The sequence below is a fragment of the Chachezhania antarctica genome, from assembly GCF_003646465.1.
In the GTDB taxonomy this organism is placed as follows: Bacteria; Pseudomonadota; Alphaproteobacteria; order Rhodobacterales; family Rhodobacteraceae; genus Chachezhania; species Chachezhania antarctica.
On the sequence record NZ_QZEX01000001.1, the window covers coordinates 690,539 to 715,687 of the forward strand.

The following is a 25,149-nucleotide window of genomic DNA, read 5'->3' on the forward strand; positions in this document are numbered from 1 at the left end:
CCGTAACGTGGACCAATTTATCTGCGTGAGCCGATCCGGAGGACAGCGTTGGCCAAGCCGCCACCGCCGGGGATCGTTCGCGCCCAGGGAGGACTTCATGACCCCATTCACCCGGCTTGCCGCCGGCTCGATCATCGCAGCCGCTGGCGCTTTCACTTCTGTCTCGACCGCCGCGGCGCAGGACTATGACTGGCCGCGCCTTCTGGTGATCGGCACGCCGGGAACGTCGTCCGGCAGCTTCGCCTCGACCAACGGCTGGGCGCCGGTGCTTCAGAAAGACACCGGTGTGACCGTGCGCGTGGTGCCCGAGGACAGCGAAACCCAGCGCTACCGCCGCCTGACCGAACGGGGCGACATCAACGTGTCGTCCGTGTCGTCGGCCGAGATGCGCTACCAGGTTGAAGGGATCGGCGGCTATGCCGGTTCGAACCCTGCACCGATGCGGATCCTGTGGCACCACAACGACACGCCGTGGTCCTTCGTGGTTGCCGGCGATTCCGACATCCAGACCATCGAGGACATCACCAAGGGCGGCGTGCGCGTGACCCAGGGCATCTTTTCGCCCGCGATGACGGCGACAGTGGCCGAATCGCTGCCGCGCTTTGTCGGCATGACGCCGGAAGAGGCGCAGGAAAAGATCACCTACGTGCCCGCGTCCAGCTATGTCGAGAACTGCCGCTCGGTCGTCGAAGGCAAGTCGGACATCGCCTATTGCTCGCCCATCAGCTCGGTCCTGTCCGAGATGGAAGGCGCGCCGGGCGGGATCCGCTGGCTGGACCTGCCCCTGGATAACGAGGAAGGCTGGGAAGCCTACCTGGGCGACCGCCCGATGCTTGTCCCGACCGAGATCACCTTCGGCGTGAAGACGGCGCAAGGTGTCGAAGGCGCGACGTCGAACTTCCTCTATGCCGTGCCGGCCGATGCGGACGAGGATTTCGCCTATAACATGGCGAAGTGGATGCATGAATCCTTCGACGGCTACAAAGGCACGCACCCGCTGGCCACGCGCATGTCGCTGGAGCAGTTCCGCGCCTATCTCGACCGCACGCCGCTGCCGGTCCACCCCGGTACGGTCAAGTACCTGAAAGAGATCGGCGAATGGTCGGAAGAAGACGATGCGAACAACCAGGAAGCCATCGAGAAGATGGATATCTGGGTCGCCGCCCGTCAGGCCGCGCTGGACGAAGCGCGCGAAAAGCGCGTGACGCCCGATTTCCAGAACGAAGAGTACCTGGAGATCTTCAACAAGCACACCGAAGGTCTCGACGGTCTTCGTTCGCGGCTCTGAGCTGAACCAACCTCCCCAAGGGGGCTGGCTGACAGGCTGGCCCCCATTCCGGGACCGGCGCCGCGTTTCCCGCGCGCGCCGGCCCGCCTTTCATACGCGGATGATCGAGTGATGACCCAGATAGACCAATCCGTGCCGGCGGGCGACGTTGCCGCCGCCAAGGCCGCCAAGGACGCCACGCCGTCGTCCGAGATCACCCGCCTGGGTGACCTGTTTTCGCTGTGGAGCATCGTCTTTGTCGTGCTTTGCACGTCGGGGCTGGCGCTGGGCCTTGCCTACGTGTTCGGCATTCCCATCGGCGGCCAGCGGATGCTGGAAGGCGAGTACTACTGGATCTTCATCGGCCTGTTCACCGCGGCCGCCTTCATCGCGTTGCCTGCCAGGCCGGGCCAGCGGAACGTGCCGATCTACGATGTTGCCGCTGCCGTGGTGGTGATGGGGATCTGCTACTATTTCTCGACCCATGCCTGGGACATCCTTCAATCGGGCTGGACGGATATCCGCATGGGTATCGTCATCTGGCTGCTGATGATGGAGATCGCGCGGCGGTCGGGCGGTATTCCCTTCCTGCTGGTGGTGCTGCTTCTGGGCCTCTACCCGCTTGTGGCGTCCTACTTCCCGGGCATCCTGATGGGGATTCCCTACGATTTCAACGTGATGATCGAATCCCACGTCTTCCGCGCGGAAGGCATGATGGGGATCACCACGAAGATCGTCGCGGAAATCGTTCTGGGCTTTCTTGTCTTCGCCGGCGTCCTGATCGCGACCGGCGCGGGCGAGTTCTTCATCGATCTCGCCAATGCGGGTTTCGGCAAGTATCGCGGCGGTCCGGCCAAGGTATCGATCGTGGCGTCGGGGTTCTTCGGGTCGCTGTCGGGGTCGATCTTTTCCAATATCGCGGGCACGGGTTCGATCACCATTCCCACCATGAAGAAGGTGGGCTACCCGCCGCACTACGCGGCGGCGATCGAGGCCTGTGCCTCGACCGGCGGGGTGGTCATGCCGCCGGTCATGGGCGCGATTGCCTTCGTGATGGCGATCACCATCGGCGTGGATTACGCCACTGTCATGCTGGCGGCGATCCTGCCGTCGCTCCTGTTCTATTTCGGCCTGATCCTGCAGGTCGATGCCTATGCGGCCCGCAAGGGTCTGCACGGAATGCCGGATGCCAACCTGCCGTCGGCGCGGAAGGTGTTGCTGAAGGGTTGGCCATTCCTGCTGGTGCTGGCCTTCCTCGTCTGGGGTCTGCTGTACATGCGATGGGAATATTACGCGCCGTGGTACGCCTGCGTGCTGCTGGTGCTGCTGTCCTTCCTGCGGCCCGAAACCCGGATGACGCCGAAACGGCTATTCGCAACCCTGCGGCAGATCGGGATCCTCGTGACGCAGACGGCGGCAATCATCCTGCCCATCGCCTTCGTCGTCAGCGCGCTGACGATCACGGGGGTGACCGGGTCTGTCACGTCGGGGCTGGTGAACCTGGGCGGTGGCAACATCTACATGATCATCTTCTTCGGTGTGCTGGCATGTTTCATCATGGGCATGGCCGGGCTGGCGCTGGTGGCCTACATCTTCCTGGCCGTGACGCTGGCGCCTGCGATCATCAATGTGGGCGGGCTGAACACCGTCGCCGTGCACTTCTTCATCGTCTATTACGCGATGCTTTCGGTCATCACCCCGCCTGTGGGTGCGGCTGCGTTCCTTGCGGCGACGATTGCCGGGGCCAAGCCGATGCAGACCTCGTTCACGGCGATGCGTCTGGGGGTGGTGATCTACTTCGTGCCGCTGTTCTTCCTGTTCCAGCCGGCGCTGGTGCTGCAAGGCGACCTGACACCGCTGATCTACGTGTTGCCGTCGATCATCATCGGGATCGTGCTCTTGTCCGGCGGGCTGGAAGGGTACCTTCTGGGCGTGGGACTCGTGCGACCTTGGCTGCGGGCGCCGCTGGCGGTAGCTGGCTTCGCCTTCAGCTTTCCGGGTCTGACGACGACGCTGGTCGGCGGGGCGGTGTCGGCGTTGCTGATGTTCCTGGTCTGGCGCGATAACAAGGCGGGCGCGGGGGGCGGCTCCGGCCGCATCCCGACGCGTCAAAACCCGTGATATCCGGTTGACGATATCGGCGGAAATACCTAAGCAGCACGTCACCGAAGGGGTATAGCTCAGCTGGTAGAGCGACGGTCTCCAAAACCGTAGGTCGCGGGTTCGAACCCTGCTGCCCCTGCCATCGGCCCCGCCCAGGGCGGCGGGTGTGCCGGGTTCCTTCATCGCGCAGTCAACACCGCAGAGCTTTCAGCCCAGCCATGGTCTGTTCCGGAGACCGTCTCCCGTCGCGTTCCTGACAAACGTAAGCCTTGCATTGCGCGGGCGCAGGCGGGAAAGTCCGCCGGCGAGGGAGGCACCACAATGGCGACGATCAAACCGGCAACACCTGAAAACCGGCCCACGGTGACCGTGGTCCAGCTGGTCCGCGAAGCGGCCCGGAAACACCCCGAGGCCGAGGCAGTGGTCTGCGGCGACACCCGGCTGAACTGGGCCGAGTTCGACGCCCGCGTGAACCGTGTGGCCAACATGCTGCTGGAGCGCGGCCTGAAGCGTGGCGACAACATCGCGATCCTGTCGCCGAACTCGATCCCCTTTGCGGAACTGTTCATGGGCATCCTGCGTGCGGGAGGCTGCGTGACGCCCCTGTCCACGATGGCCTCGCCCGATGCGCTGGAAAAGATGCTGACCGATTGCGGCGCGCCCATCCTGTTCCTGGCAGAGCAATATCGCGATCTGGTGGCGTCGTCCCTGGATGCGCACCCCGTCCGCCGCATCGCCATCGATTTCGCGGCCGAAGGCTTTGAAACCTACGACGACATCACCGCCGCCGCCCCCGACACGGACCCGATGATCCCGGTCGAGATGTCTGACGCGTTCAACATCATCTATTCCTCGGGCACCACCGGCACGCCGAAGGGGATCCTGCATTCCCACTGGATGCGCGCGGTTCAGATGGAACGGGTGTCGATCAACGGCTACGATCAGAACGCCCGGACGCTGCTGTCGACGCCGCTTTATTCCAACACGACGATCGTGGCGTTCCTGCCGACGCTGGTCGGCGGAGCGACCGTGCACCTGATGCCGAAATTCGACGCGCGCGGCCTGCTGCAGATCGTCGAACGCGAGAAGATCACCCACGCGATGCTGGTACCGGTCCAGTACAAGCGGATCATGGACGTGCCGGATTTCGACAGTTTCGACCTGTCGTCGATGCAGCTGAAACTGTCGACGTCCGCGCCGCTGCGGGCCGATGTGAAGGCCGACGTTCTTGCGCGCTTCCCCGGGAACCTCGTTGAATACTACGGCCTGACCGAAGGCGGCGCGACCACCGTGCTCGACACGGGCGCGCATCCCGACAAGCTCCACACCGTGGGCCAGCCCGGCCCAGGCGTCACGATCAAGCTGATCGACGGGGACGGGAACGAGGTGCCTCATGGCCAGATCGGAGAGATCTGCGGCCGCGGCACCGCGATGATGGACGGCTATTACGGGCGCGAGGATCTGACCCGCGATTACCTGTGGACCGATGCGACGGGCGAGATCTACTTTCGCTCCGGCGACATGGGCAGCTTCGACGACGACGGGTTCCTGGTGTTGTCGGACCGCAAGAAGGACATGATCATCTCGGGCGGGTTGAACATCTATGCCAATGACCTGGAGCTGGTGCTGCTGGCCGATCCGGACGTGGCCGACGCCGCGGTGATCGGCGTGCCGTCCGAGGCCTGGGGCGAAACCCCGCTGGGCCTGATCGTCCGGAAAGATAGTGCAACCGCCACGGCGGACGAGATCTGTGCGCGCGCCAACGCGAAGCTGGGCAAAAGCCACCGTCTGTCGGCCGTCGAGATCCGCGACGTCCTGCCCCGCAGTTCCATCGGCAAGATCCTGAAGAAGGACCTGCGCGCGCCCTACTGGGAGAAGACACCGGCCTGACGGTCAGGGGGCACTTTCGAGCGGACGCCGGCCCGGGGGTCGCTGCCGGATGCCTCCGGCGGGAGTATTTGAAGAAGAGAAGAAACAGGGGCGCTCCTGATTTTCTTCTCTTCCCGAAATACTCCGGGGGAGTCCTTCCCGACAGGGGAGGGCGGGGGCAGAGCCCCCGGCGCGGAGCCGACGGTCGCCAACGCCGGACATGGAGAGCGGGGTGGCTCTCTCCTCCTGCACAGATCCCCTGCCCGGGCGCAGGGTGACGCAAGGCCCGGCCGCGCCTAGGTTCCTTGCACCTGCATGGAGGGCACAGCAATGCCGCGCACCGTGAGTTTCGCCGAGATGACCGAAGGGCTGAAGGCCAGCCCGCGGATGCCGGTCGTGTTCCTGGGCCATGGCAGCCCGATGAACGTGATCGACGACAACAGCTATACCGCCGCATGGGCCCAGCTGGGGCAGGCACTGCCGAAGCCGCAGGCGGTGCTGGCGATTTCCGCCCATTGGATGACGCGGGGCACGACGCTTGTGCATGTCTCGGAACGGCCGCGGACGATCCATGATTTCGGCGGCTTCCCGCAGGCTCTGTTCGATCAGCAATACCCGGCGCCTGGTGCGCCAGATACGGCGCGGGCCGTGGCGGCGATGCTGAAGGACCATGCGGATGTGGGCGAGGACGTGGAATGGGGGCTCGATCACGGGGCGTGGGCGGTGCTGGCGAAGATTTTCCCCGAGGCCGACGTGCCCGTGTTTCAATTGTCCATCGATCTGAAGATGTCGTTTCAACAGCATGTCGAGCTGGCGCGCGACCTGAAAGGCCTTCGTGACAAGGGCGTGCTGGTGATGGGCAGCGGCAATCTTGTTCACAACCTTGGTGCGTTGCGGTTCGACGGACAGGCGCAGGATTTCGCGATAGAGTTCGATACCCTGACCGCCGACTGGCTGGTGGATCGCGATGTCGATGCCTTCGTAAACGCGCCGAAGCTGGGCGCGCTGATGCAGCTGGCCCATCCGACGGTGGAACATTACATCCCGGCGCTCTATTCCGCCGCTCTGGCCGACGATGCCGACGACCTGGCGTTCTTTGCAGAAGGGATCGACCTTGGCGCGGCCTCGATGCGGTCGTTCATCTTCGCTTAGGTTTCTGCCGTCAGGCCATGGCCAGCAGGGCCCGGGCCACAAGGTCCGGGTCGTATCGGGTGCCGTCGTGGCTGAGGTCTGCGGCCTCGACCGTGATCCCTCGCCGCCCCAGCGCCGCGGCTTCGGCGGGGTCATGGAGGCTGGAATCGAGCAGGACTGTGTTCAGCAGCGCATCTGTGGGGACACTGCCGGCGTCGGCGTGTAGCGCGGACAGGATCGCGTCGATGCGCTGGGACAGGGTCAGGCCGGGGCATTCCGGGTCGGTGCCAAGGCTGGGCACATAGACCTTGGGCGCTGGCGATGCAGCCACCGCCCGGCCTACGCCGCCGGGCAGAAGGTTGGCGATCACGCTGGTGTAGAGGCTGCCCGGCGGGTAGCAGATCAGGTCGGCCGATCCGATAAGATCGCGGTTCGTTGTGCCGATGCGGACGGTTTCTGCGGGCACTTCACCCCCTGGCCCGGCAAGAAACAGGCGGCGGATGGGTTGGATCAGGGCCGCGACCTCCTTCCCCGTGATCTCGCGCTGGCCGATCACGGTGGAGCCGTCGGCCAGTTCGGCGCCGATCTCCAGATTGATGTCGACGATGGTTCGGACGAAGCCCTGTACGCCGGCCATTTCGGTCATCAGATCGAGCGCCGGTTCCAGCTTGCGCCCATTCTCGAAGTAGCTTCCGGCGAGGATCAGGTTGCCGACGCTTGCGCCGCGGAGGTCGAAACCGGGGTGCATGTGGGCATCGAACCCGGCGAGCAGGCGGTCGATCACGCAGCGTGCAGGCTGCGCAACATCCAGCAAGAGCGGGTGGGTGCCGTCGATCAGCGTGACGTATTCTGCGTGCGCCCCGGCAGGATCGTCCTTTGCCAACCGGTGCACGAACAGGTGATAGGTCTGCGCCTGTCCTTCGACCGCCTCGTCGGCCAGCGCCATCAGGCGCGAGCGCAGGTCGCCCACGGCGGGCATGTCGAAGGCGCGGCGCAGGACCTGGCTGGAACCGCCGCTGTCAAACGGTGTGATCAGGTGGATGGAATTGTGTGTATAGGCCTTCAGGCGCCGTGAAATGCCGTTCAGCGCGGTGCCACCGCTGAAGAACAGAAGGCGCGGGCCGTCTTCGGGGGCAGCCCATTCGTCGCGGGCGGTCATCGTTGTTCCGTCACACTTGGCGGCGATAAGGTTTGACACGTCAGGGACTCCAAGGCACTTGGCCGAACACGATGGCGGACAGGACAGTAAGGGGGCATGGGATTTTGAACAGCTTCCTCGACCCAATTCGACCGGCAGCGCGTGCAGTGATCCTGCGCGACGGATACGTGCTTGCGCAACTCAAGAAACGTGACGGGCAGAGCGCCTATCTGACGCTTCCGGGCGGAAAACAGGACCCCGGTGAAACATTGGAGACCTGCGTTCGGCGGGAATGCGCCGAAGAGATCGGCGCGCAGGTGTCGGTCGGTCCACTTTTGTATGTCTCCGAGCTATACAAACCGAAAGCCTGTGGCACGCAGCACCGGGTCGAGTTCCTGTTCCGGTGCGATGTGCCCCCGGATTACGAACCGCAGCTGGGCCCGCATCCCGACCCGTCGCAGATCGAAACGGTCTGGGTTAGGCCCGAGAGGCCGCCGGCCCGATTCCGGCCCGATTACGGAACCGTTCTTGCCGCGGAAGGCACGTCTGTCTATCTGGGCCTGCTTGAAGAATGACACGACCCGCGATCCCATACCGGTGTCGGCAGTGCCGCCCGGAGGAGGACAGATGAAACACCAGCCCGGCCTGCCGCGGGCGATCGACGAGAACCTGCATTTCCTGTGCGCGGAACTCGACAGCCAGCTTTCCAAGCTCCAGGACTATTTCAAATCTCCGTCCGAGGCGCAGGCGCAGCGCCTGGTCATGCGGGCGGGTTACTCGTGGAACCTGCGGCAGCGGGTGCACGATGCGTCGCTGCAAAAGCTGTCGCGCCGGAAGGTTTCGGAATCCGAACGGTTGATGCTCACAAACATGGAGTTGATCGCCCGCAGCCTGGACCTGATCAGCCGCCATGCCCGCCGCTGCGTCTGGCACGCGGAAGAGGTACGGTGTGCGAAACTGCTTCGGTCGGACGTGTATGGCTCGGCCATCAAGCTGGTGCGCAAGACGGTGGCCAACGTCATGCCCGCCATCGAAGCCCGCGACAGCCGCGAGGCGGTGGCGATCGGGCAGGCGAAGGCGAAAGTCGAAGACAGGTACCGCAAGCTGTTCGGGCTTTACACGGGTGACATGCGCAAGGGCGACAAGGTCGAAGACCTGGCCCACTGCCTGCTGACCGCGAACGAGATGCGACGCATGGGTGACGCGCTGGAATCCATCGGCGAGGCGCTGATTTCCGTCAATATCGGCCAGTCGGTGCAGTTCGAACGCTTTTATACCCTGCGTTCGGTTCTGGCCGAGAACATGAAGGCCGACCCGACGATGGAGCCGCTGGCCGAGACGAAATCGGGCAGCGCGATATCGGCGGTGCAGGCGATGGACGGTGACACCGCTGTGACGGCTGTCTTCAAGGATGGCGACATCAGCAAGGTGCGCGAGGAACGCGCGGGCGTGAAAAGCTGGCACACGATCTACCCCGGCCTCGCGCCCAAGATCCTGAGCTACGCGAAGAACGGCAAGTCTGCCGCGCTGCTGATCGAACACCTGCCGGGGCATACGCTGGAACATATCCTGCTGAACGAAGGCGACGCGCTGCTGGCCGAGGCTCGGGGCGCGTTGTCGAAGACGCTGCGCGATGTCTGGACGCTGACCCGCACGGATGAGCCGGCCGAGATGAAATCAATGAAGCAGCTGGCCGCGCGGATGGGTGACGTGGTGCGCGTGCACCCGGAATTCGACGAAGGCCGGACGCGGATCGGCGGGCTGAAGCTGCCCGCGTTCAATGAGCTGGTGGCCGAGGCCGCCGTGCGCGAGGCCAAGCTGGGCGCGCCGTTTTCGGTCTTCATCCACGGGGACTTCAACCTCGACAACATCATCTACGACCCGGCGGAAAAGCGGATCCATTTCATCGACCTTCACCGCTCGCGCTACATGGACTACGTGCAGGACATGTCGGTCTTCCTGGTCTCGATGTACCGGCTTCAGATCCATGACGTGCCGATTCGCCGCCGGATCGCCGCGATGGCACAGGACTATCACAAGGTGACGGCGAAATTCGCCCGGCGCCAGAAGGACACGACCTTCGAATACCGGCTGGCCCTTGGGCTTGCGCGGTCGTTCGCGTCCTCTACCCGTTTCGTTCTCGACCGCGCCCATGCCCGCCGCATGTTCCAGCGGTCGCGCTTTTTGCTGGACACGGCGCTGGCTTGCCCGGAAGGGAAGGAGCATCGCCTGCGGCTGCCCATAGAGGAACTGTTCCGTGAGTAATCCCCGTATCGGTGTCGTGGGCATCCCCGGCAAATGGTCGACCGAAGCCTTGGCCGATGCGCTGGAAGAGCGCACCGGATTCCGCCACATCGTGGACATGGGTCATGTCGATTACGATCTGGGTGCGGGGACGGTCACCCATCGGGGCTTCGACCTGACGACGCTCGACGGGCTGGTGGTCAAGAAGATCTCGGAAACCTATTCGCCCCATGCGCTCGACCGGCTGGAGCTTCTGCGCGTGGCGGAAGCCAAGGGTGTGAAGGTTTTTTCGAAACCGGATGCGATCCTGCGCCTGATGGACAGGCTGGCCTGCACCGTGTCGCTGGCACTGGCTGGCGCGCCCATGCCGCCGACGCGGGTGACCGAGGATCTGGACACCGCCCGCGCCATTGTCGAGGAGTTTGGCGGCGCGGTGCTGAAGCCGCTGTTCTCCACCAAGGCGCGGGGGATGGAGCTGCTGGATGCCGACGATTCCGATCTGGACGACGCGCTCAGCGGGTTCGCGGCCAAGAACCCGGTGATGTACATCCAGAAGAAGCTGGACCTGTCGGGGCAGGATCTGGGCATGGTGTTCCTGGGCGGCGAATACCTGTGCACTTATGCGCGCGTCTCGACCAGCGGGGCGTGGAACACGACGATCAACAGCGGCGGGAAATACGCCGAGTTCCGGCCGGACAATGATCTGATTGCGCTGGCGAAAAACGCTCAGGCGCCGTTCGGGCTGGATTTCACCACGGTGGACGTGGCGCTGACGCCATCGGGCCCGGTGGTGTTCGAAGTTTCTGCCTTCGGAGGTTTCCGGGGCGTGAAGGAAGGCTGTGGTCTGGATGCGGCATCGCTGCTGGCCGACCACGTATTGAAAAGGGTTGCGGCATGAAGATCGCGAAACTCCTCGGTCGGCTCGACCTTTCGGTGCTGGATGATGTTGAGCCGCTGCACCTTCAGGTGGGCCCCGTCCATGTGACCCTGCGGTGTCAGGAGCCGGTGCGCACCGAGATGCTGAAGGCGCTCGCCCCGGCGATTGTCGATCACGCGGCGGAAGAGACGATCCGCATCGATGTCCTCGACGGGCAGATGGTAGCAGACCTGCCGAAGCTGAAAGACTGGGCGCGCGGACCGGACAGGATCTTGGGCAAGGATGCCTATGTCGATCTGAAGGACGGGCGGCTGGTGCGGAAGGTCCGCACCGGGATGGCGTTCCTGCAGGGCGACGGGTTCGGCGTGGCCTTCGGACCGGCCAGCGCCAATGCCAACCAGATCGCCAATTTCGTGAACGCGCAGATCCTGAGCGCGGCACACCGTGCCGGCTGGCAGATCGCCCATGCGGCGGCCGTGACCGACGGCTTCCGCGGGCTCGCCGTGTCCGGCCTGTCGGGCGGCGGCAAGTCGACGACGATCCTGCGCCTGATGGATATCGACGGGCTGTCCTACGTGACCAATGATCGCCTGCTTCTGCGCTCGGCCACGGACTGCGCGCGGGGGCTGGGCGTGCCGAAGATGCCGCGGATCAATCCGGGCACGATCCTTGGCAATCCGCGGCTGCACGGCCTCCTGTCCCCGGACCGCCGGGACGAATTGCAGGCGATGGAAATGGCCGATCTTTGGCCTCTCGAAGAAAAGCATGATCTGGATATCGATGCCGTCTACGGGCCGGGCCGGGTAAGCCTGTCGGCCGACATCACCCATTACTGGGTCCTGAACTGGAGCCACGAGTCCGAGGCGCCCACCAAGGTACGCTCCGTCTCTCTCTATGACCGCCCCGATCTGCTCGACGCGATCATGAAAAGCCCCGGGGTCTTTCACCAGAAAGCCGATGGCACGTTCCTGTCGGACGATGAAGAGCCGGATCCCTCGGGCTATGTCCAGGCGCTGCGCAACGTGGAGATCTACGAGATCTCGGGCCGGATCGATTTCGATGCGCTGGCCGATGCGGGGCGGGCGCTGTTCTCCTCTGTCGAAGCCGAATGACCGCACGCGCGGCCTTCATCCGGCACGGGGCCTACCGCCAGCGGGACGGCGCGCCAAGCGCGTGGCAGTTGTATCCGCTGACCGAGGCGGGCCAGGGAGATGCCGCGCGCGGGGCCGATGAAATCGTGGACCTTCTGGCAGAGCTGGGCACGAGGCTGAACCCGGTCCTCCACTGCTCCCCCCTGCTGCGCGCATGGCAGACGGCCGAGATCATGGCCGAACGTCTTGCCGCCGCCGGCCACATGGTGACCGGTCTCCACGAAACCGTCGCTCTCACCGAACGCTCCGTCGGTGCCGCGGCAAACCTGACGGGGGCGGAGATCGAAGCGATCCTTGCCGAAGATCCCCGCCATGACGTGCCGGCGCCCGGCTGGAAGGCCGAAAGCACCTACCGTCTGCCGTTCCCGGGGGCCGAATCTCTGCTGGGCGCCGGCGCGCGCGTCGCGACCCATGTCGAAGCGACGGCAGAACCCGATTGGCTCACGCTCTATATCGGGCATGGCGCGGCATTCCGGCATGCGGCGCACGTGATGGGGGCGCTGTCGCTGGACCAGGTCCGAACTCTCAGTATGTTTCATGGTCGGCCTGTGGTACTGGGGCGCGAATCCCCGAATCGGTGGCGCAAGATCGCCGGAAAGTGGAAAGAACGGAACATTCTTCGGACCGATTGAGGCCGCGAACCGTTCACGTCGAGTAGTCAGTGAAGAAGCGAGAACCCGACATGCGCGATTCGACAGACCCGACCGACGCCTTGGCCGCCTGCGCCTTCCTTCCCACGGCCGGTGACGACCTGCCGGATCTCGCCGGCCTGCCGCGCGATGTCATGCCGTGGAGCTTCGATGAAGACCATTCCGGCTGCAGCGACGGATCGGTAACGGCCAGCCTTGGTCGCACGTCCGAACAGGGATCGTGGCACTTCCCTGAAAAGCCGGTGATCTTTCTGTCCGACCCGCACGCCGATGCCGATGGCTTCCTGCGGTCCCTGGTGGCCGCCGGCGCAATCCGCCGCGAGGCCGAAGCGCCCCGCCGGTTCACGCTGACCCCGTTCGGCGCGGCGGCCCAGATTGTCGTGGGCGGCGATTGCCTCGAAAAGGGGCCCAGCAACCTGGATATGCTCGACGCACTGAAGGCGCTGATCGATACGGGTGCCGACGTCCAGCTTCTGGCCGGCAATCACGATCTGCGGTTCCTCGTGGGGCTTCTGTCGCTCGACCACGGCTTGTGCGGGCGGGACGCCGAAGCATCGGCGCTGACGGAACACCTGTTCATCCGGCTCGGCCGCAAGGCCATGCCGCTGCTGGTCGAGGTCTATGACCGCTACGTCGCGCCGAATGGCATCCCCGATGATGTTCCGGAGGAGGCCGCGGCGAAGGCGCTTTTGTACCCCGCCGACAACTGGGCCGAAAGGTTCGACCGTGCCGCCAAGCCGTACATGAAGGGCAAGGCCCGCGCGCGGGAGATTTCGCGCGCCGAAAAGAAGCGCCGGACCTTCGCGGAAGCCGCCGACGAGGCCGGGCTGACCATGCGCATGATGCTGGCCGCCGCCCGCGCCTGCCGGGCGCTGTTCCTGCCGGGTGGAGAGATGGCGTGGTTCTACGACCGCATGCAGGCGGTGACGCGGATGGGCTCGATCTTGTTCGTGCATGCCGGGCTGGATGACGCGGCATGCCGGATGCTGGCGCTGGACGGCCCCGACGCGGTGAACGCCGCCTTCAAGGAAGAAGCGCGTCGCGATCCGTTCGTTTTCTACTTCGGTGTGCTCGTGAACATGATGCGCACCAAATATCGCCCCAGCGACCGGACCCTGACCGAAGCCGGAGTGGAGGATCTGTGGGGCGCTGGCATCAAGATGATCGTGCAGGGCCACGTCAATAACCACCGTGGCCAGAGGCTGCTGGCGAAATCGGGGATGCTGCATCTTGAAGGCGACGTTTCGCTCGACAGTGCCACCCGCAAGCTGGAAGGCCTGAAAGGTCACGGCGTGGGCGCGACGCTGATCTATCCGTCGGGCGATGTGTTGGGCCTGTGTTCGGACTATCCGACGATCAAGCACTTCAACCCCGCACGGTACGAGGGCCGCGCGTGAAACAGGCAGACGGCAAGTTCCGGCACCAGTCCGTGCAGGATCGCAAGTCGATCAAGGCGCTGCTCGAGGCCGTGACCAAGGGCGTGGGTAAGGGCGAATTGACCTTCTCGGACGACGACGGCAGCTTCACGCTGGAACCCGACGGTCTGATGACGGTTCGCATCCGGGGCGAGAAAAGCGACGGCGCCTGCCGGTTCGACATCTCGGTCACGTGGAGCGAACGCCCGGACGAAGACGACAAATCGAAACCCGTGAAGATTTCCTGACCTTCGGGACAGGCGGGCATATCGAAATCAAGGGGATGACAAGCTTGGTAAAGATCGCCGCGGCCACCTTTCCGCTCGGCTGGCTCGACAGCTGGGCGCAATACGAGGACAAGATCGCATCCTGGGTCGGCGACGCGGCCGGTAACGGTGCCGATCTTCTGATCTTCCCGGAATACGGCTCGATGGAACTGGCCTCGCTCGCCGGTGCCGCGGCGGCAGAAGATCTGGAAGCGTCTATCACCGCAGTGGTCGAGCGTGCCGATGACATGAACGCGCTGTTCGCCCGGCTGGGCGCCGAACATGACGTGCACGTGCTGGCGCCGTCGGTCCCGGTCCTCACCGATGGCCGCCCCGTCAACCGCGCGCATTTCTACGCGCCCGACGGGAAATGTGGCACGCAGGACAAGCAGATCATGACCCGGTTCGAACGCGAGGAATGGGACATCGCGCCGGGCCGCAATGGCGTGACGCTGTTCGATACCGCGCTTGGCAGGATTGGCATACTGATCTGTTATGACAGCGAATTTCCCCTTCTGGGCCGCGCCCTGAAAGATGCCGACCTGATCCTTGTGCCGTCGGCCACCGAACGGATGACGGGATATTCCCGCGTCCGCATCGGATCGATGGCCCGGGCGATGGAAAACCAGTGCGTGGTCGCCATGTCATCGGTCGTGGGCGACGTGCCCTGGCTGCCGGCGGTCGAGGCCGGGGTGGGCTGCGGCGGCATCTTCGGCCCGCCCGACACGGGTTTCCCGCCCACCGGCGTGATCGCGGAAGGGGAACTGAACGCCCCCGGCTGGGTCTACGCCGACGTGGATCTGGCGGCCGTGGAACATGTTCGTGCCGACGGCGTTACCCTTCATCGCTCGCATTGGGACGAACAGGACGCTGCGGCGACTACGGTGACTTCCGTCACCTTGCGTTAAGATAGGCCTTGAAAACCGGGCCATTCACGCTCATTTAAGCGCATGCTCCGCACCAAGGCGGGGCCTCACATATGGAGAGACCATGGCCAAGGAAGATACGCTCGAATTTCCCGGTGTCGTGAAGGAACTCCTGCCGAATGCGACGTTTCGGGTCGAGCTTGAGAACGGCCATGAGATCATCGCACATACGGCAGGAAAGATGCGCAAGAACCGGATCCGTGTTCTGGCCGGCGACAAGGTCCAGGTGGAAATGACCCCCTACGACCTGACTAAGGGCCGCATCAACTACCGGTTCAAGTAAAGCCCCGTGGCTTTCATCCTGGGCTCTGGCAGCCCACGCCGTCTGGACCTTCTGGCCCAGATCGGCGTGGTTCCGGATGCCGTACGCCCGCCCGAAATCGATGAAACACCGGCGCGGGACGAACTTCCGCGCCCGTACTGCCAGCGGATGGCGCGCGAAAAGGTGGCGGCGGTCGATGCCGCGCCTGACGATGTCGTGCTGTGCGCCGACACTACCGTCGCCCTGGGCCGCCGCATCCTTGGCAAGCCCGTGGACCGGGCTGAAGCCGCCGCCTTCCTGAAAGCCATGTCCGGACGTCGTCATCGCGTGATCACCGCCGTTGCCGTGCGTCGTGGCGAAAAACTGTGGGAGCGCGATGTGGTCAGCACCGTCCGCATGAAGGCGCTGTCCGACGCAGACGTGACGGGCTACCTCGACACCGGCGACTGGCAGGGCAAGGCCGGGGGCTATGGCATCCAGGGGCCTGCGGGTGCGCTGATTCCGTGGATCTCGGGGTCCTTCACCGGGATCGTGGGGCTGCCATTGGCCGAAACCGCGGGTATCCTGCAGGCGGCCGGACTGAAAGTATGGGCATCATGAAGGGCCGTCAGATCTTCCTTGACCACATGGGCGACCGCGAAGCCGCGGCGCTGATGGTCGATGGCCGGCTGGAAGACCTGCTGATCGCGGGCACTGCGCCGGCACCTGGCACGATCTACCGCGCCCGCGCCGACCGTCCCGTGAAGGGGCAGGGCGGGATGTTCCTGTCCACCCCGGATGGCCCGGCCTTCCTGCGGCAGGTCAAGGGACTGGCGCCGGGCGACATGCTGCTGGTGCAGGTCACCTCCTATGCCGAGGAGGGCAAAGCCTTCCCCGTCACCACCCGCGTGATCTTCAAAAGCCGCTACGCCATGGTCACCCCGGGGGCGCCGGGCCTGAACATCTCGCGGTCGATCCGCGACGAAGAGGTCCGCGACCGCCTGCTGGAATGCGCGCACGAGGCCATCGCCGAAGGTCCGGGCACCTTGCCCGACGATCTGGGCCTTGTCCTGCGCTCGGCCACGGCCGAAGCGGACGAGACCGAGATCGCCGAAGACATTCTTGCCATGCTGAGCCTCGCCCAGCAGGTGATGTCCGACCCGGGGACAGAGCCCGAGCGCCTGGTCGATGGCGACGGCCCCCACATGCTCGCGTGGCGCGACTGGTCGGAGCCGGCCGAAATCATCGCCGATGACGGCTGCTTCGAAAGCCACGATGTGGCCGACGCGATCGACCATGCCCGCGGCGATCGCGAAACCCTTGAAGGCGGCGCGTGGATCTCCGTCGAACCCACCCGCGCGCTGGTGGCGGTTGACGTGAACACGGGCCGCGATACGTCGATGGCGGCGGGGATCAAGGCGAACCTCGCCTGCGCCCGTGCCCTGCCGCGCGCCTTGCGGGTGCGCGGTCTTGGCGGCCAGATCGTCGTCGATTTCGCGCCCATGCCCAAGAAGGACCGCATCCGCGTCGAATCCGCCCTGCGGTCGGCCTTCCGCGCCGACCCCGAGGAGACATCGCTGGTCGGCTGGACCGGGATGGGCAATTTCGAACTGCAACGAAAGCGCGGGCGCGTCCCGCTGTCGGAGGTGCAACCATGAAGAAATGCCCCATTTGCAACGAAGCAACCGTTGCAGACTACCGCCCCTTCTGCTCGCGCCGCTGCGCCGATGTCGACCTGGGCAAATGGATGACCGGCAGCTACGCCATCCCGTCTGCGGAACCGCTTGAGCCTGAAGAGTTCGAACGTGCCGTCGAGGACGCGCACCGTGCGGACGACCGGGAAGACGACGGCCCGAATGGCCGGTTGCACTGACGTCGGGGGCGTGGTGAAAAAGCCTCTGGACACTCCTATTTCCAGCGCTTAGACAGCCTCCACCCCGAAGGTCAGACCTTCCCCGTGCCCGGGTAGCTCAGGGGTAGAGCAGTGGATTGAAAATCCTCGTGTCGGTGGTTCGATTCCGCCCCCGGGCACCACTTTCCAAAAATCGTGATGTGCGTACATGTAGCCCTGCGTCCAACCTCAAGGTGAAGCTTTGTGGCCGTCTTGCAAAGGCGCGGTTACGCAGCGCTTAAACCTCGGGTGGCCGACGCGCTGGCGTTTTGGGCTGTCGAGCCTATCGCCCCGGCGGCGGGTTCTGGGGGTGGATGTCCTCGGCAATCAGCTGGACGGTTTCGGTGGCGAGGTTGGGAAAGTTACCTTCCCAGTTGTCGATGTAGACCCGCTTGTGGGTCACGGCCACGGCGATGGTGATGCGGCCAGCCTCCGAGCGTTCGTCGGGCAATGTGGCCACGGCAGCGGCGTATCCGCCGAACTGCGGGGTCTGGAAGACCCAGTCTCCTCGCAACTTGGCGCCCAGACCGTAACTGAAGGCCTCGGTCAGTTCATGGCACCCGGGACAGCCCGGCAGCGGCGTGCCAAAGCCTATCAGCACCGGATCGATCATCTGGGCGCGGGAGCCGGGCGTCAGGAAGCCATCGGTGCCGACGATCGTATCGAAGCTGCGCGCCACGTCCGAGATCGTCGACACCTGGATCGCGCCCGAGGGCATGGTCCAGGACGGGTTCCAGTACGTCGAATCCTCCCAGATGCCGCGTTCGGCGGTAAAGGCATGGATCGCGGGCGGCGGGATCTCGGCCGTGTCGAAACCGTAGGTGCCGGTCAAGTCGAGCGGTCCGAGGACGTACTCCTCCATCAGTTCGGCCACCGGATGGCCTGTCGCGGCTTCCAGCACCTGGCCCGCGATGACGTAGCCGCTGTGCGAGTAATCCCAGTTGGTGCCGGGGGCGAACATCCGCGGTGTCGACAGGCTGACAGCAATCAGATCTTCGGGGGTCCAAGTCTTGAACGGATCTTCAAGGAACGGATCGACGAACGCCGCTTCGTTGGCCACGTGATCCGGGTAGCCCGCCGTCATGTTGAGCAGCATCCGGATCGTCGCCGTGTCGCTGCCCGGCAGGTCCGGCATCCATTTCGCAATGGGTTCGTCGAGGTCGACAATGCCTTCTTCCGCAAGGCGCAGTGCCAGGGCCGCGACATAGGCCAGCGCTACGGCACCGTTCCTGAACCGGCCTTCGGTGGTTGCGGGAACGCCTGTCATGGCATCGCCCATGGCTTCGGTCAGAACCACCTCGCCGTCGATGCGCACTTCCAGCAGCAGCGCGTTCAGGCTGTGCCGCTCGAACTGGGCGCGGGCGACACTGCGGATTTCCTCGGCCGTGTCGGCGCGGGCGGCCGCCGTCGCGCCAAGCATCGAGGCCAGGACCATGCCGCAGGTGGCCGCGCGTTTTGCCTGCGGCAGTTTCAGGCTGAATTCGAACCCCATCTGTCTTCTCCCTGAACTGTGTACGGCCCGGTTTTCCCGTTCCCCCAATTTCTTCCTGCCGTCCCTTGGCAAGTCAATTGAAAATGCGTGGAGGCAATCCTGCAGGGAAATAACTTGCGGGGATTGAATTTAGCACCGTAAGGAAGCGTGTGCGGGTTTGGTCGACTTCGGGCAAGCCGGGTGCGGGACAGCGATGGACGGGAGCATGGTCATGACATGTAAAGAATTTGGGTCGAAAGCCGGGCAGATGTCCCTTAGCGTGCTGGCGGTATCGGGGCTGACACTCGCGACCGCCGGAATGGCAGCGGCCCAGGCCTGCGTGCCCGATCCAGCCGCTGCGACGGCCTACCCGGTGACAGAGGCCATGACGACCGAACGCCTGCCCGACGACATGGCGCAAAAGCTCGATGCCGCGGTGAAGGGCGCAATGGAGATCGCCGCCGCGCACGGTTTCATCGCGGGTGTCCTGACACCCGAAGGCTACTGGACCGGGGCATGGGGTATCGCCGATCCGGACACCGGTGCGCCGATGGAAGTGGGCATGCATACCCGCATTGGTTCGGTTACCAAGACGTTCACCGGCACCGCGCTGATGCAGTTGGTCGAAGAAGGGAAGGTGTCGCTGGACGACACGATCGACCAGTACATCGACGGTGTGCCCAACGGGGACCGCGTTACCCTGCGCGAGCTTGCGAACATGACCAGCGGGGTCATGAGCTATACCCAGGCTGACGAATTTCTCGACCTCTTCTTCGAGGACCCGAGCCTGACATACACGCCCGAGGAATTGCTGGCCTTCGCCTTCCCCGGCTCGCCGATCTTCGAACCGGGTATGCAATACAATTATTCCAATACCAACACCGTTCTTCTTGGCCTCGTGATCGAAAAGGTCACGGGCCAGAGCATCGAGGACGTCTTCGAGGAACGGATCTTCGCACCGCTGGGGCTGGACAACACCTTGTGGCCCGGCACCAGTACCGAGATACCCGAACCCTATCCGCAGGGCTTCACTCTGCAAGGCAATGCCGCCACGCCCGAGGCACCTTCGAACGCGACGCACTGGAACGCATCGTGGGGCTGGACCGCGGGAGAGCTGATTTCGAACCTCGGTGATCTCATGACCTATGGTCGGGCGCTGGGAACGGGGCAGGGCTTGTTGGGCGCCGAAACGCAAGAGGTCAGGCTGACCTCCTTCCCCGAACCCGCGGGCTATGGCCTTGGGATGGGCTGCGTTGACGGTTGGGTTGGCCACACCGGAGAGCTGCCGGGCTATAACACGACGGTGTTCTACGACACGACCTCGGACACCACGGTCATTGTGCAGGCCAACAGCGACATTCCGTCCGGTGATTGTGGTGACGCCGACGTGCTCCCCGGCAACCCGACGGATGTCAGCTGTTCCTCACCCGCCAGCCGCGTTTTCGGAGCGATTGCCGAAACGCTGGGCCATCCGTTTGTGATGCCGTCGCCGAAGCAGTAGACCGTCATGCCCATGTCAGCTTTTCGCGCACGAAATTTGCATCGCCTGATCGGGCTTGCCGTGTTGGCGTCCTGTGCTGCGGCGCCGGCCCTGGCGCAGACCATTCGTAATGTCGACCGGGCCGTCGCCGGGCAGACCACGATCCTGCAACGTTATGCCCCGCCGCCGCAGGTGGGATCGGTGGCCATCGGTGTCGAGGATGAGCGTGAACAGATCGACATGGCAAAGGCCGAGCGCGTCCGGTTCCGCCTGAACTCCCTGACAGTCGACGGGGTGATCACCCTGTCGCCGGGTGCGCTTGCCCCGCTCTGGCAGGCACGGATCGGGTCCGAGATCAGCCTGGCGCAACTCTATCGCATCGCCGATGCGGTGGACGCGGCCTATCTCAGGGCCGGTTACTTTTCAAAGACCGTCGTGCCGGTGCAGGACTTTTCCGATGGTCGGGTCCGGTTGCAAGTCTTCGAAGGCTATGTCGACCGGATCGAGATCGACAGCGCCATTCCCGACATCGACAACCGGCTGGCGCCCTATATCGAGCGGATCTTGGCGATGCACCCGATCCGGGTGAAGGATGCCGAACGCGAATTGCTGCTGATGAGCGATCTTGGCGGTCTGGAGATCGAGGGCACGTTCGTCCGTCCCGAAGGTGCATCCGGTGGCGGACTTCTGCGGCTGGCTGTCGCGCAAGCCCGCACTGGCGGGATGATCGGGCTCGATAACCTCGGCTCCGACACGGTGGGGCCGCTGCAACTGGCGACCGAGGCCAATTTCAACGACGCGCTTGGGCTGTTCGAAAGCACCAGCATGACCGGCGTGACCACGCCGCAGGACCTGAGCCAGCTGGGTCTCTTGCAGTTCGCGCAAAGCTATCCCATCGGCAGCAACGGGCTGACCGCGGGCTACAACCTTGTCTACCTGCGCCAGCAGCCCGGCGGCGACGATGCCGATCTGGACATCGACGTGACCTCGGCCATGGCGTCGGCGTACCTGTCCTATCCGTTCATTCGGACGCTGGACCGCAATCTGTGGGGCGAGATCGAGCTGACGGCCCGCAACGACGATGTCGATGTTCTGGGCAATGCGATTTCGCGCAGCAAGACCCGCTGGGCGACGGCGTCGCTGCAATACGACCAGGAGTTGGAGAAGGGGAGTTACGGTGTCGAAGGTGGTCTGAACTTCGGCATGGCCTCGGACATCGACATGGGCGACGTGCCGGGGGATTTCCGGTTCCTGACCGCGGGACTGACCTTCGATCACGCGTTGGGCGAGGAGACTATGTTCTCGCTGAAGGCAGATACCCAGTATTCGGGCCGGGCCCTGCCCGGGGCGGTACAGTTCGCGCTTGGCGGCGATCCGTATGGCTGGGCCTTCGACAACGGCACGCTGTCGGGTGACAGCGGGGCGGCGATCACGGTGGGGCTGACCCGCGAATTTTCCACCGGCCTCGCGGCACTGCCCGCGATCACGCCCGGCATCTTCGCCGATTACGGCACCGTCTGGTACGATGCGCCGGGCAATGGGCCGGGCAGCGAAAGCCTTGCTTCCTACGGCGTGGGTGTCAGGGGCGTTCTGGGCAAACGGCTGAGGTTCGAGCTGATCGGCGCGTTCCCGTGGCAATGGTCCGACAGCGTCGAGGATCCGGGCAACAAGTTCCTGTTCCGGCTCGCCGTTCCGATCTGATCAAGGGCGTCTCAGCCGGTAATCCCCTGGATCACAAGGAAGACACCCGCCGACAGGGCCGCTGCGGCGGGCACGGTGATGACCCACGCGGCGACGATGGTCATGAAATGCGACCGGCGCACCAGTTTGCGGCGGCGGCGTTCCTCGGGCGGCAGAGCGGGCAGGCCGGGGATCGCGCGCTTGGCCTTGCGCATGCGACGCTCGGCGTACCATTCGCGGAAGAACCCCACACCGAACACCCCGCCCACGGCGATATGCGTGGAACTGACCGGCAGGCCCAGCGAGCTTGCCATGATCACTGTCACCGCCGCCGACAGCGCCACGCAGAATGCGCGCATCGGGTTCAGCTTGGTGATCTGGTTGCCGACCATGCGGATCAGCTTGGGCCCGAACAGGAACAGCCCGAACGAGATCCCGAGCGCGCCGATGACCATGACCCAGAGCGGGATCGACACCGCGTGCAGGTAATCCCCCGTCGATGACGCCTGCACGATGGCGGCCAGCGGCCCCACGGCGTTGGCGACATCGTTGGCCCCGTGCGCAAAGCTGAGCAAAGCGGCCGACACGATCAGCGGGATGCCGAACAGCACTTTCAGCGACTTGTTCCGGTTCTCGAGCCCGACCGACTGCCGGCGGACGACCGGGATCATGATGAGCCATGCAAGGATCGCGACAGCCGCGCCGATCAACAGCGCCGCGCCCATGTCGATGACAACGATCTTCGTCAGCCCCTTGACCGCAAGGTAGGATGAAAAGGCGCCGGACATGAAGCCGACAAGGACAGGCACCCAGCGTCTGGCGGCTGCGATCTTGTCGTCCTGGTAGATGATGTTCGACTTGATGAACCACAGGAACCCGGCGGCGACGAGGCCGCCCAGAAGGGGCGAGATCACCCAGCTTGCGGCGATGGCGCTCATCTGGCCCCAGCTGACCGCGCCGAAGCCTGCCGCCGCGATGCCGGCGCCCATGACGCCGCCGACGACGGAATGGGTGGTCGATACCGGCGCGCCGACCCATGTCGCAAGGTTCACCCACAGCGCAGAGGCAAGGAGCGCCGCCATCATCGCCGAAATGAAAACCTGCGTGCTGGCCATGTTTTGCGGCGCGATGATGCCCTTCGCGATGGTCGATACCACGTCGCCGCCCGCCAGCAGTGCGCCCGCGCTTTCGAAGACCGCGGCGATGACGATCGCCAGCCCCATCGACAGCGCGTTGGCGCCGACGGCCGGGCCCATGTTGTTGGCCACGTCGTTGGCGCCGATGTTCAGCGCCATGTAGGCGCCGAAGGCGGCGGCCACGACAACGATGAAGGTGTTGTTGGTCACCCCGAAGATCAGCGCCGCCAGCAGGCCCGCGAACACGATGAACAGCAGCGCTATGCCGAAGCCCATCATCGGCCGGCTGACATAAAGCGTTGCCTGCTCCAGCGTCGTCATACGGCCCAGGTCGCGGTCCAGCGTTTCCAGGTGGCTCGGATCCAGGTTGTCGTGTGACATGCATCGCTCCCGTTCGGTGCAAAAGACCGGGTTCGGGACCCTGCCCGACCGTAAAGCGGCGTTACTTGCCGGATCCGGCCCCGAAATCAAGCAGGATCTGCTTCAAACCCGGCTCATCTACCAGCTCCGCGGCCTCGGCCGGGTCGATCCACTGGCGCCGTCTTTGATCGCGTTCCGGGTATTCGTCCTCGAGCATCCGGACCTCGACCGGGAACACCAGTGTCTCCACGGCCACGGGCAGGCCGGAGCGCTTGATCTTGTCGTAGACGTAAGACCCGAACGGCGTCTCCGCGACGCGGGCCGGCCGGACACCGGCTTCTTCCCACGCTTCGACGACGGCCGCCTCGCTCGCGTTCTTGCCGCGCATCAGCCAGCCTTTCGGGATGATCCATCTCCCCGTCCCGCGGCTGGTGATCAGGAGAACCTGCGCCTTCCCGTCAACCATCCGATGGCAAAGCGCCGCGATCTGCAACTGCATGGGGCGCTGCAACATCGGCATGAGAAGGTCCATCGCGGCCTTCTGGGCGCGCCTGATCCGCGACCGTATCCGACCCTTTCGGTTGATCTTGCCTGATGTCACGCGGTGATGCTCCGCATTTGTTCGTTACCCCCGAACCGCGGACCATAGTGGATCCCCATACCCTGCGTAAGCCCCGACCGACAGCCTTTCAGATCGCAACCGCGCTTGCGCCGGCACCCCTGGCCGTGACATGGACTTGCCCATTCACGGCAGGCGAAAAACGATGACCTTCCCTTCGAAAACCGAGATGAGATCCGGCCTGTCCGAAATTGCGCCGGGGCTGGCGATCTGCCTGATCGTCGCTGCGGCGGCGCGGTTCCTGTCAGAGCATTACGGCGCGCCGCAGATGCTGTTTGCGCTGCTTCTGGGCATGGCGCTGCATTTCCTGACCGAGGAAGGGCCAAGTGCTGCCGGTGTCGATTTCGCCGCGCGGGTGATGCTGCGGATCGGCGTGGCGCTTCTGGGCGTGCGGATCACCTTCGTTCAGGTGACGGCGCTGGGCTGGCCCGCAGTGATCTGGATGACGCTGGGGATCGCGGCGACCATCGGCGTGGGCGTGGCCATCGCACGGGCGTCGAACCGCGGCACCGCGTTCGGAGTCCTGTCGGGCGGGGCGGTCGCCATCTGCGGTGCGTCCGCCGCCATGGCCATCGCCGCCCTCCTGCCCCGCGGCAAGGAGCAGGAGCGGGACACGATCCTTGTCGTCGTCTCGGTCACCGCCCTGTCGACGGTGGCGATGATCGTCTACCCGATGATCGTGGGTGTCTTCGGGCTGGACCCGCGACAGAGCGGCATCTTCCTTGGCGGCACGATCCACGACGTGGCGCAGGTGGTGGGCGCGGGCTATTCCATGTCGGACCAGACCGGCGACACTGCGACGATCGCCAAGCTGTTCCGCGTGGCCATGCTGATGCCGGTGGTGCTGATCATCGGCCTGATGACCCGCGGCAGCGGCACCGGACGGGGCGCACCGATCCCGCTGTTCGTTCTGGGCTTCGCGGGCCTTGTCGTCGTGAACTCCTTCGGTGTGATCCCGGCGGTGGCCATCGACTGGATCACGACGGTTTCGGGCTGGTGCCTTGTCACCGCCATCGCCGCCCTGGGCATCAAGACATCGCTGAAAGCCCTGTTCGAGGTCGGGTCGATCCCGCTTCTGGCATTGGTGGGAGAGACGGTGTTCCTCGCGCTCTGGGTCGGGCTTGGGATCTGGTTCGGCATCTGACCGAAGGCCAGAGGCGGCAAAAGCCTGCACGATATTTCTGCAGCGAAGCGGCGCCGCCTTGTGGGCGGGGGCTGCCGCCATATGTGTGAT

Annotated in this window: 23 protein-coding genes and 2 tRNA genes; 21 read left to right on the top strand and 4 right to left on the bottom strand. The window is 64.7% G+C overall.

Annotated features, from left to right (window positions below):
* The first annotated feature begins 97 nt into the window (after nucleotides 1-97).
* The 5 genes from D4754_RS03355 to ygiD all read left to right on the top strand — a co-directional run bounded on the left by D4754_RS03355 (nucleotide 98) and on the right by ygiD (nucleotide 6,391).
* Nucleotides 98-1,288 carry a TAXI family TRAP transporter solute-binding subunit gene (locus D4754_RS03355; RefSeq protein ID WP_121061465.1) on the top strand — a complete coding sequence of 397 codons (1,191 nt, stop codon included), beginning with the start codon at nucleotides 98-100 and terminating at the stop codon, nucleotides 1,286-1,288.
* Nucleotides 1,289-1,399: 111 nt separating this feature from the next.
* Entirely contained in the window at nucleotides 1,400-3,388 is a 1,989-nt protein-coding gene (locus tag D4754_RS03360) for a TRAP transporter permease (protein WP_121061466.1), read from the top strand.
* 48 nt (nucleotides 3,389-3,436) lie between these two features.
* Nucleotides 3,437-3,512, top strand: a tRNA-Trp gene (locus D4754_RS03365).
* Nucleotides 3,513-3,691: 179 nt separating this feature from the next.
* The gene (locus D4754_RS03370; protein WP_121061467.1) at nucleotides 3,692-5,260 is read left to right on the top strand and encodes a class I adenylate-forming enzyme family protein; all 1,569 of its coding nucleotides are present in this window, start codon (nucleotides 3,692-3,694) and stop codon (nucleotides 5,258-5,260) included.
* Nucleotides 5,261-5,569: 309 nt separating this feature from the next.
* Nucleotides 5,570-6,391 carry a 4,5-DOPA-extradiol-dioxygenase gene (gene ygiD, locus D4754_RS03375; protein WP_121061468.1) on the top strand — a complete coding sequence of 274 codons (822 nt, stop codon included), beginning with the start codon at nucleotides 5,570-5,572 and terminating at the stop codon, nucleotides 6,389-6,391.
* A 10-nt stretch (nucleotides 6,392-6,401) separates the two neighbouring features.
* On the opposite strand, the gene D4754_RS03380 is transcribed toward ygiD, so the two are convergent.
* Nucleotides 6,402-7,529, bottom strand: coding sequence for a GAK system CofD-like protein (locus D4754_RS03380; RefSeq protein ID WP_121061469.1), 1,128 nt, complete (start codon nucleotides 7,527-7,529; stop codon nucleotides 6,402-6,404).
* A gap of 71 nt (nucleotides 7,530-7,600) precedes the next feature.
* On the opposite strand from D4754_RS03380, the gene D4754_RS03385 reads away from it, so the two are divergent.
* From D4754_RS03385 to D4754_RS03445, 13 genes are all read left to right on the top strand, one after another.
* Complete coding sequence (locus D4754_RS03385; RefSeq protein ID WP_121061470.1) at nucleotides 7,601-8,083, top strand: NUDIX domain-containing protein; 483 nt, start codon at nucleotides 7,601-7,603, stop codon at nucleotides 8,081-8,083.
* 52 nt (nucleotides 8,084-8,135) lie between these two features.
* Nucleotides 8,136-9,773, top strand: coding sequence for an aminoglycoside phosphotransferase family protein (locus D4754_RS03390; RefSeq protein ID WP_121061471.1), 1,638 nt, complete (start codon nucleotides 8,136-8,138; stop codon nucleotides 9,771-9,773).
* Nucleotides 9,766-10,650, top strand: coding sequence for a GAK system ATP-grasp enzyme (locus D4754_RS03395; RefSeq protein WP_121061472.1), 885 nt, complete (start codon nucleotides 9,766-9,768; stop codon nucleotides 10,648-10,650). Before D4754_RS03390 ends, D4754_RS03395 begins: the two co-directional genes overlap by 8 nt.
* A complete protein-coding gene (locus D4754_RS03400; protein WP_121061473.1) occupies nucleotides 10,647-11,741 on the top strand; it encodes an HprK-related kinase B in 1,095 nt (364 codons plus the stop codon). The genes D4754_RS03395 and D4754_RS03400 overlap by 4 nt, the downstream gene beginning before the upstream one ends.
* The gene (locus D4754_RS03405; protein WP_121061474.1) at nucleotides 11,738-12,412 is read left to right on the top strand and encodes a histidine phosphatase family protein; all 675 of its coding nucleotides are present in this window, start codon (nucleotides 11,738-11,740) and stop codon (nucleotides 12,410-12,412) included. Before D4754_RS03400 ends, D4754_RS03405 begins: the two co-directional genes overlap by 4 nt.
* 50 nt (nucleotides 12,413-12,462) lie before the next feature.
* On the top strand, nucleotides 12,463-13,827 hold the full coding sequence (locus D4754_RS03410) for a metallophosphoesterase (protein ID WP_240453727.1): 1,365 nt from the start codon (nucleotides 12,463-12,465) through the stop codon (nucleotides 13,825-13,827).
* Nucleotides 13,824-14,093, top strand: a complete 270-nt coding sequence (locus D4754_RS03415; RefSeq protein WP_121061475.1) for an amphi-Trp domain-containing protein — start codon at nucleotides 13,824-13,826, stop codon at nucleotides 14,091-14,093. Before D4754_RS03410 ends, D4754_RS03415 begins: the two co-directional genes overlap by 4 nt.
* A 35-nt stretch (nucleotides 14,094-14,128) precedes the next feature.
* Entirely contained in the window at nucleotides 14,129-15,019 is an 891-nt protein-coding gene (locus D4754_RS03420; protein ID WP_121061476.1) for a carbon-nitrogen hydrolase family protein, read from the top strand.
* An 82-nt stretch (nucleotides 15,020-15,101) separates the two neighbouring features.
* Nucleotides 15,102-15,320, top strand: a complete 219-nt coding sequence (infA, locus tag D4754_RS03425) for a translation initiation factor IF-1 (RefSeq protein ID WP_005978431.1) — start codon at nucleotides 15,102-15,104, stop codon at nucleotides 15,318-15,320.
* A gap of 6 nt (nucleotides 15,321-15,326) precedes the next feature.
* A complete protein-coding gene (locus D4754_RS03430) occupies nucleotides 15,327-15,899 on the top strand; it encodes a Maf family protein (RefSeq protein ID WP_121061477.1) in 573 nt (190 codons plus the stop codon).
* The gene (locus D4754_RS03435; protein WP_121061602.1) at nucleotides 15,896-16,936 is read left to right on the top strand and encodes a ribonuclease E/G; all 1,041 of its coding nucleotides are present in this window, start codon (nucleotides 15,896-15,898) and stop codon (nucleotides 16,934-16,936) included. The genes D4754_RS03430 and D4754_RS03435 overlap by 4 nt, the downstream gene beginning before the upstream one ends.
* Nucleotides 16,933-17,151 (top strand): DNA gyrase inhibitor YacG, encoded by a 219-nt coding sequence (locus D4754_RS03440; protein WP_121061478.1) that lies wholly within the window; start codon nucleotides 16,933-16,935, stop codon nucleotides 17,149-17,151. The genes D4754_RS03435 and D4754_RS03440 overlap by 4 nt, the downstream gene beginning before the upstream one ends.
* A gap of 86 nt (nucleotides 17,152-17,237) precedes the next feature.
* A tRNA-Phe gene (locus D4754_RS03445) sits at nucleotides 17,238-17,312 on the top strand.
* Between the two features lie 140 nt (nucleotides 17,313-17,452).
* On the opposite strand, the gene D4754_RS03450 is transcribed toward D4754_RS03445, so the two are convergent.
* On the bottom strand, nucleotides 17,453-18,661 hold the full coding sequence (locus tag D4754_RS03450) for a serine hydrolase domain-containing protein (RefSeq protein WP_121061479.1): 1,209 nt from the start codon (nucleotides 18,659-18,661) through the stop codon (nucleotides 17,453-17,455).
* A gap of 211 nt (nucleotides 18,662-18,872) precedes the next feature.
* Between D4754_RS03450 and D4754_RS03455 the strand changes: the two genes are divergently transcribed.
* Both D4754_RS03455 and D4754_RS03460 read left to right on the top strand, forming a co-directional pair.
* The gene (locus D4754_RS03455; protein WP_240453728.1) at nucleotides 18,873-20,141 is read left to right on the top strand and encodes a serine hydrolase domain-containing protein; all 1,269 of its coding nucleotides are present in this window, start codon (nucleotides 18,873-18,875) and stop codon (nucleotides 20,139-20,141) included.
* A 36-nt stretch (nucleotides 20,142-20,177) separates the two neighbouring features.
* A complete protein-coding gene (locus D4754_RS03460) occupies nucleotides 20,178-21,821 on the top strand; it encodes a ShlB/FhaC/HecB family hemolysin secretion/activation protein (protein ID WP_163025757.1) in 1,644 nt (547 codons plus the stop codon).
* 11 nt (nucleotides 21,822-21,832) lie between these two features.
* On the opposite strand, the gene D4754_RS03465 is transcribed toward D4754_RS03460, so the two are convergent.
* Nucleotides 21,833-23,317: an inorganic phosphate transporter gene (locus D4754_RS03465; RefSeq protein ID WP_121061481.1), complete on the bottom strand. Its 1,485-nt coding sequence runs from the start codon at nucleotides 23,315-23,317 to the stop codon at nucleotides 21,833-21,835.
* A 61-nt stretch (nucleotides 23,318-23,378) separates the two neighbouring features.
* Entirely contained in the window at nucleotides 23,379-23,828 is a 450-nt protein-coding gene (locus D4754_RS03470; protein WP_121061482.1) for an NUDIX hydrolase, read from the bottom strand.
* 232 nt (nucleotides 23,829-24,060) lie between these two features.
* Here D4754_RS03470 and D4754_RS03475 point away from each other — a divergent pair, with 232 nt between their 5' ends.
* A complete protein-coding gene (locus tag D4754_RS03475; protein ID WP_121061483.1) occupies nucleotides 24,061-25,059 on the top strand; it encodes a YeiH family protein in 999 nt (332 codons plus the stop codon).
* Nucleotides 25,060-25,149: the final 90 nt, after the last annotated feature.

What these genes read in the sequence shown, in the direction of transcription:
- D4754_RS03355 (WP_121061465.1), top strand. Translation starts at nt 98, where the DNA reads ATGACCCCATTCACCCGGCTTGCCGCCGGCTCGATCATCGCAGCCGCT.
- D4754_RS03360 (WP_121061466.1), top strand. Translation starts at nt 1,400, where the DNA reads ATGACCCAGATAGACCAATCCGTGCCGGCGGGCGACGTTGCCGCCGCC.
- D4754_RS03370 (WP_121061467.1), top strand. Translation starts at nt 3,692, where the DNA reads ATGGCGACGATCAAACCGGCAACACCTGAAAACCGGCCCACGGTGACC.
- ygiD (WP_121061468.1), top strand. Translation starts at nt 5,570, where the DNA reads ATGCCGCGCACCGTGAGTTTCGCCGAGATGACCGAAGGGCTGAAGGCC.
- D4754_RS03380 (WP_121061469.1), bottom strand. Translation starts at nt 7,529, where the DNA reads ATGACCGCCCGCGACGAATGGGCTGCCCCCGAAGACGGCCCGCGCCTT.
- D4754_RS03385 (WP_121061470.1), top strand. Translation starts at nt 7,601, where the DNA reads ATGGCGGACAGGACAGTAAGGGGGCATGGGATTTTGAACAGCTTCCTC.
- D4754_RS03390 (WP_121061471.1), top strand. Translation starts at nt 8,136, where the DNA reads ATGAAACACCAGCCCGGCCTGCCGCGGGCGATCGACGAGAACCTGCAT.
- D4754_RS03400 (WP_121061473.1), top strand. Translation starts at nt 10,647, where the DNA reads ATGAAGATCGCGAAACTCCTCGGTCGGCTCGACCTTTCGGTGCTGGAT.
- D4754_RS03405 (WP_121061474.1), top strand. Translation starts at nt 11,738, where the DNA reads ATGACCGCACGCGCGGCCTTCATCCGGCACGGGGCCTACCGCCAGCGG.
- D4754_RS03410 (WP_240453727.1), top strand. Translation starts at nt 12,463, where the DNA reads ATGCGCGATTCGACAGACCCGACCGACGCCTTGGCCGCCTGCGCCTTC.
- D4754_RS03420 (WP_121061476.1), top strand. Translation starts at nt 14,129, where the DNA reads ATGACAAGCTTGGTAAAGATCGCCGCGGCCACCTTTCCGCTCGGCTGG.
- infA (WP_005978431.1), top strand. Translation starts at nt 15,102, where the DNA reads ATGGCCAAGGAAGATACGCTCGAATTTCCCGGTGTCGTGAAGGAACTC.
- D4754_RS03435 (WP_121061602.1), top strand. Translation starts at nt 15,896, where the DNA reads ATGAAGGGCCGTCAGATCTTCCTTGACCACATGGGCGACCGCGAAGCC.
- D4754_RS03440 (WP_121061478.1), top strand. Translation starts at nt 16,933, where the DNA reads ATGAAGAAATGCCCCATTTGCAACGAAGCAACCGTTGCAGACTACCGC.
- D4754_RS03450 (WP_121061479.1), bottom strand. Translation starts at nt 18,661, where the DNA reads ATGGGGTTCGAATTCAGCCTGAAACTGCCGCAGGCAAAACGCGCGGCC.
- D4754_RS03455 (WP_240453728.1), top strand. Translation starts at nt 18,873, where the DNA reads ATGACATGTAAAGAATTTGGGTCGAAAGCCGGGCAGATGTCCCTTAGC.
- D4754_RS03465 (WP_121061481.1), bottom strand. Translation starts at nt 23,317, where the DNA reads ATGTCACACGACAACCTGGATCCGAGCCACCTGGAAACGCTGGACCGC.
- D4754_RS03470 (WP_121061482.1), bottom strand. Translation starts at nt 23,828, where the DNA reads ATGGACCTTCTCATGCCGATGTTGCAGCGCCCCATGCAGTTGCAGATC.
- D4754_RS03475 (WP_121061483.1), top strand. Translation starts at nt 24,061, where the DNA reads ATGACCTTCCCTTCGAAAACCGAGATGAGATCCGGCCTGTCCGAAATT.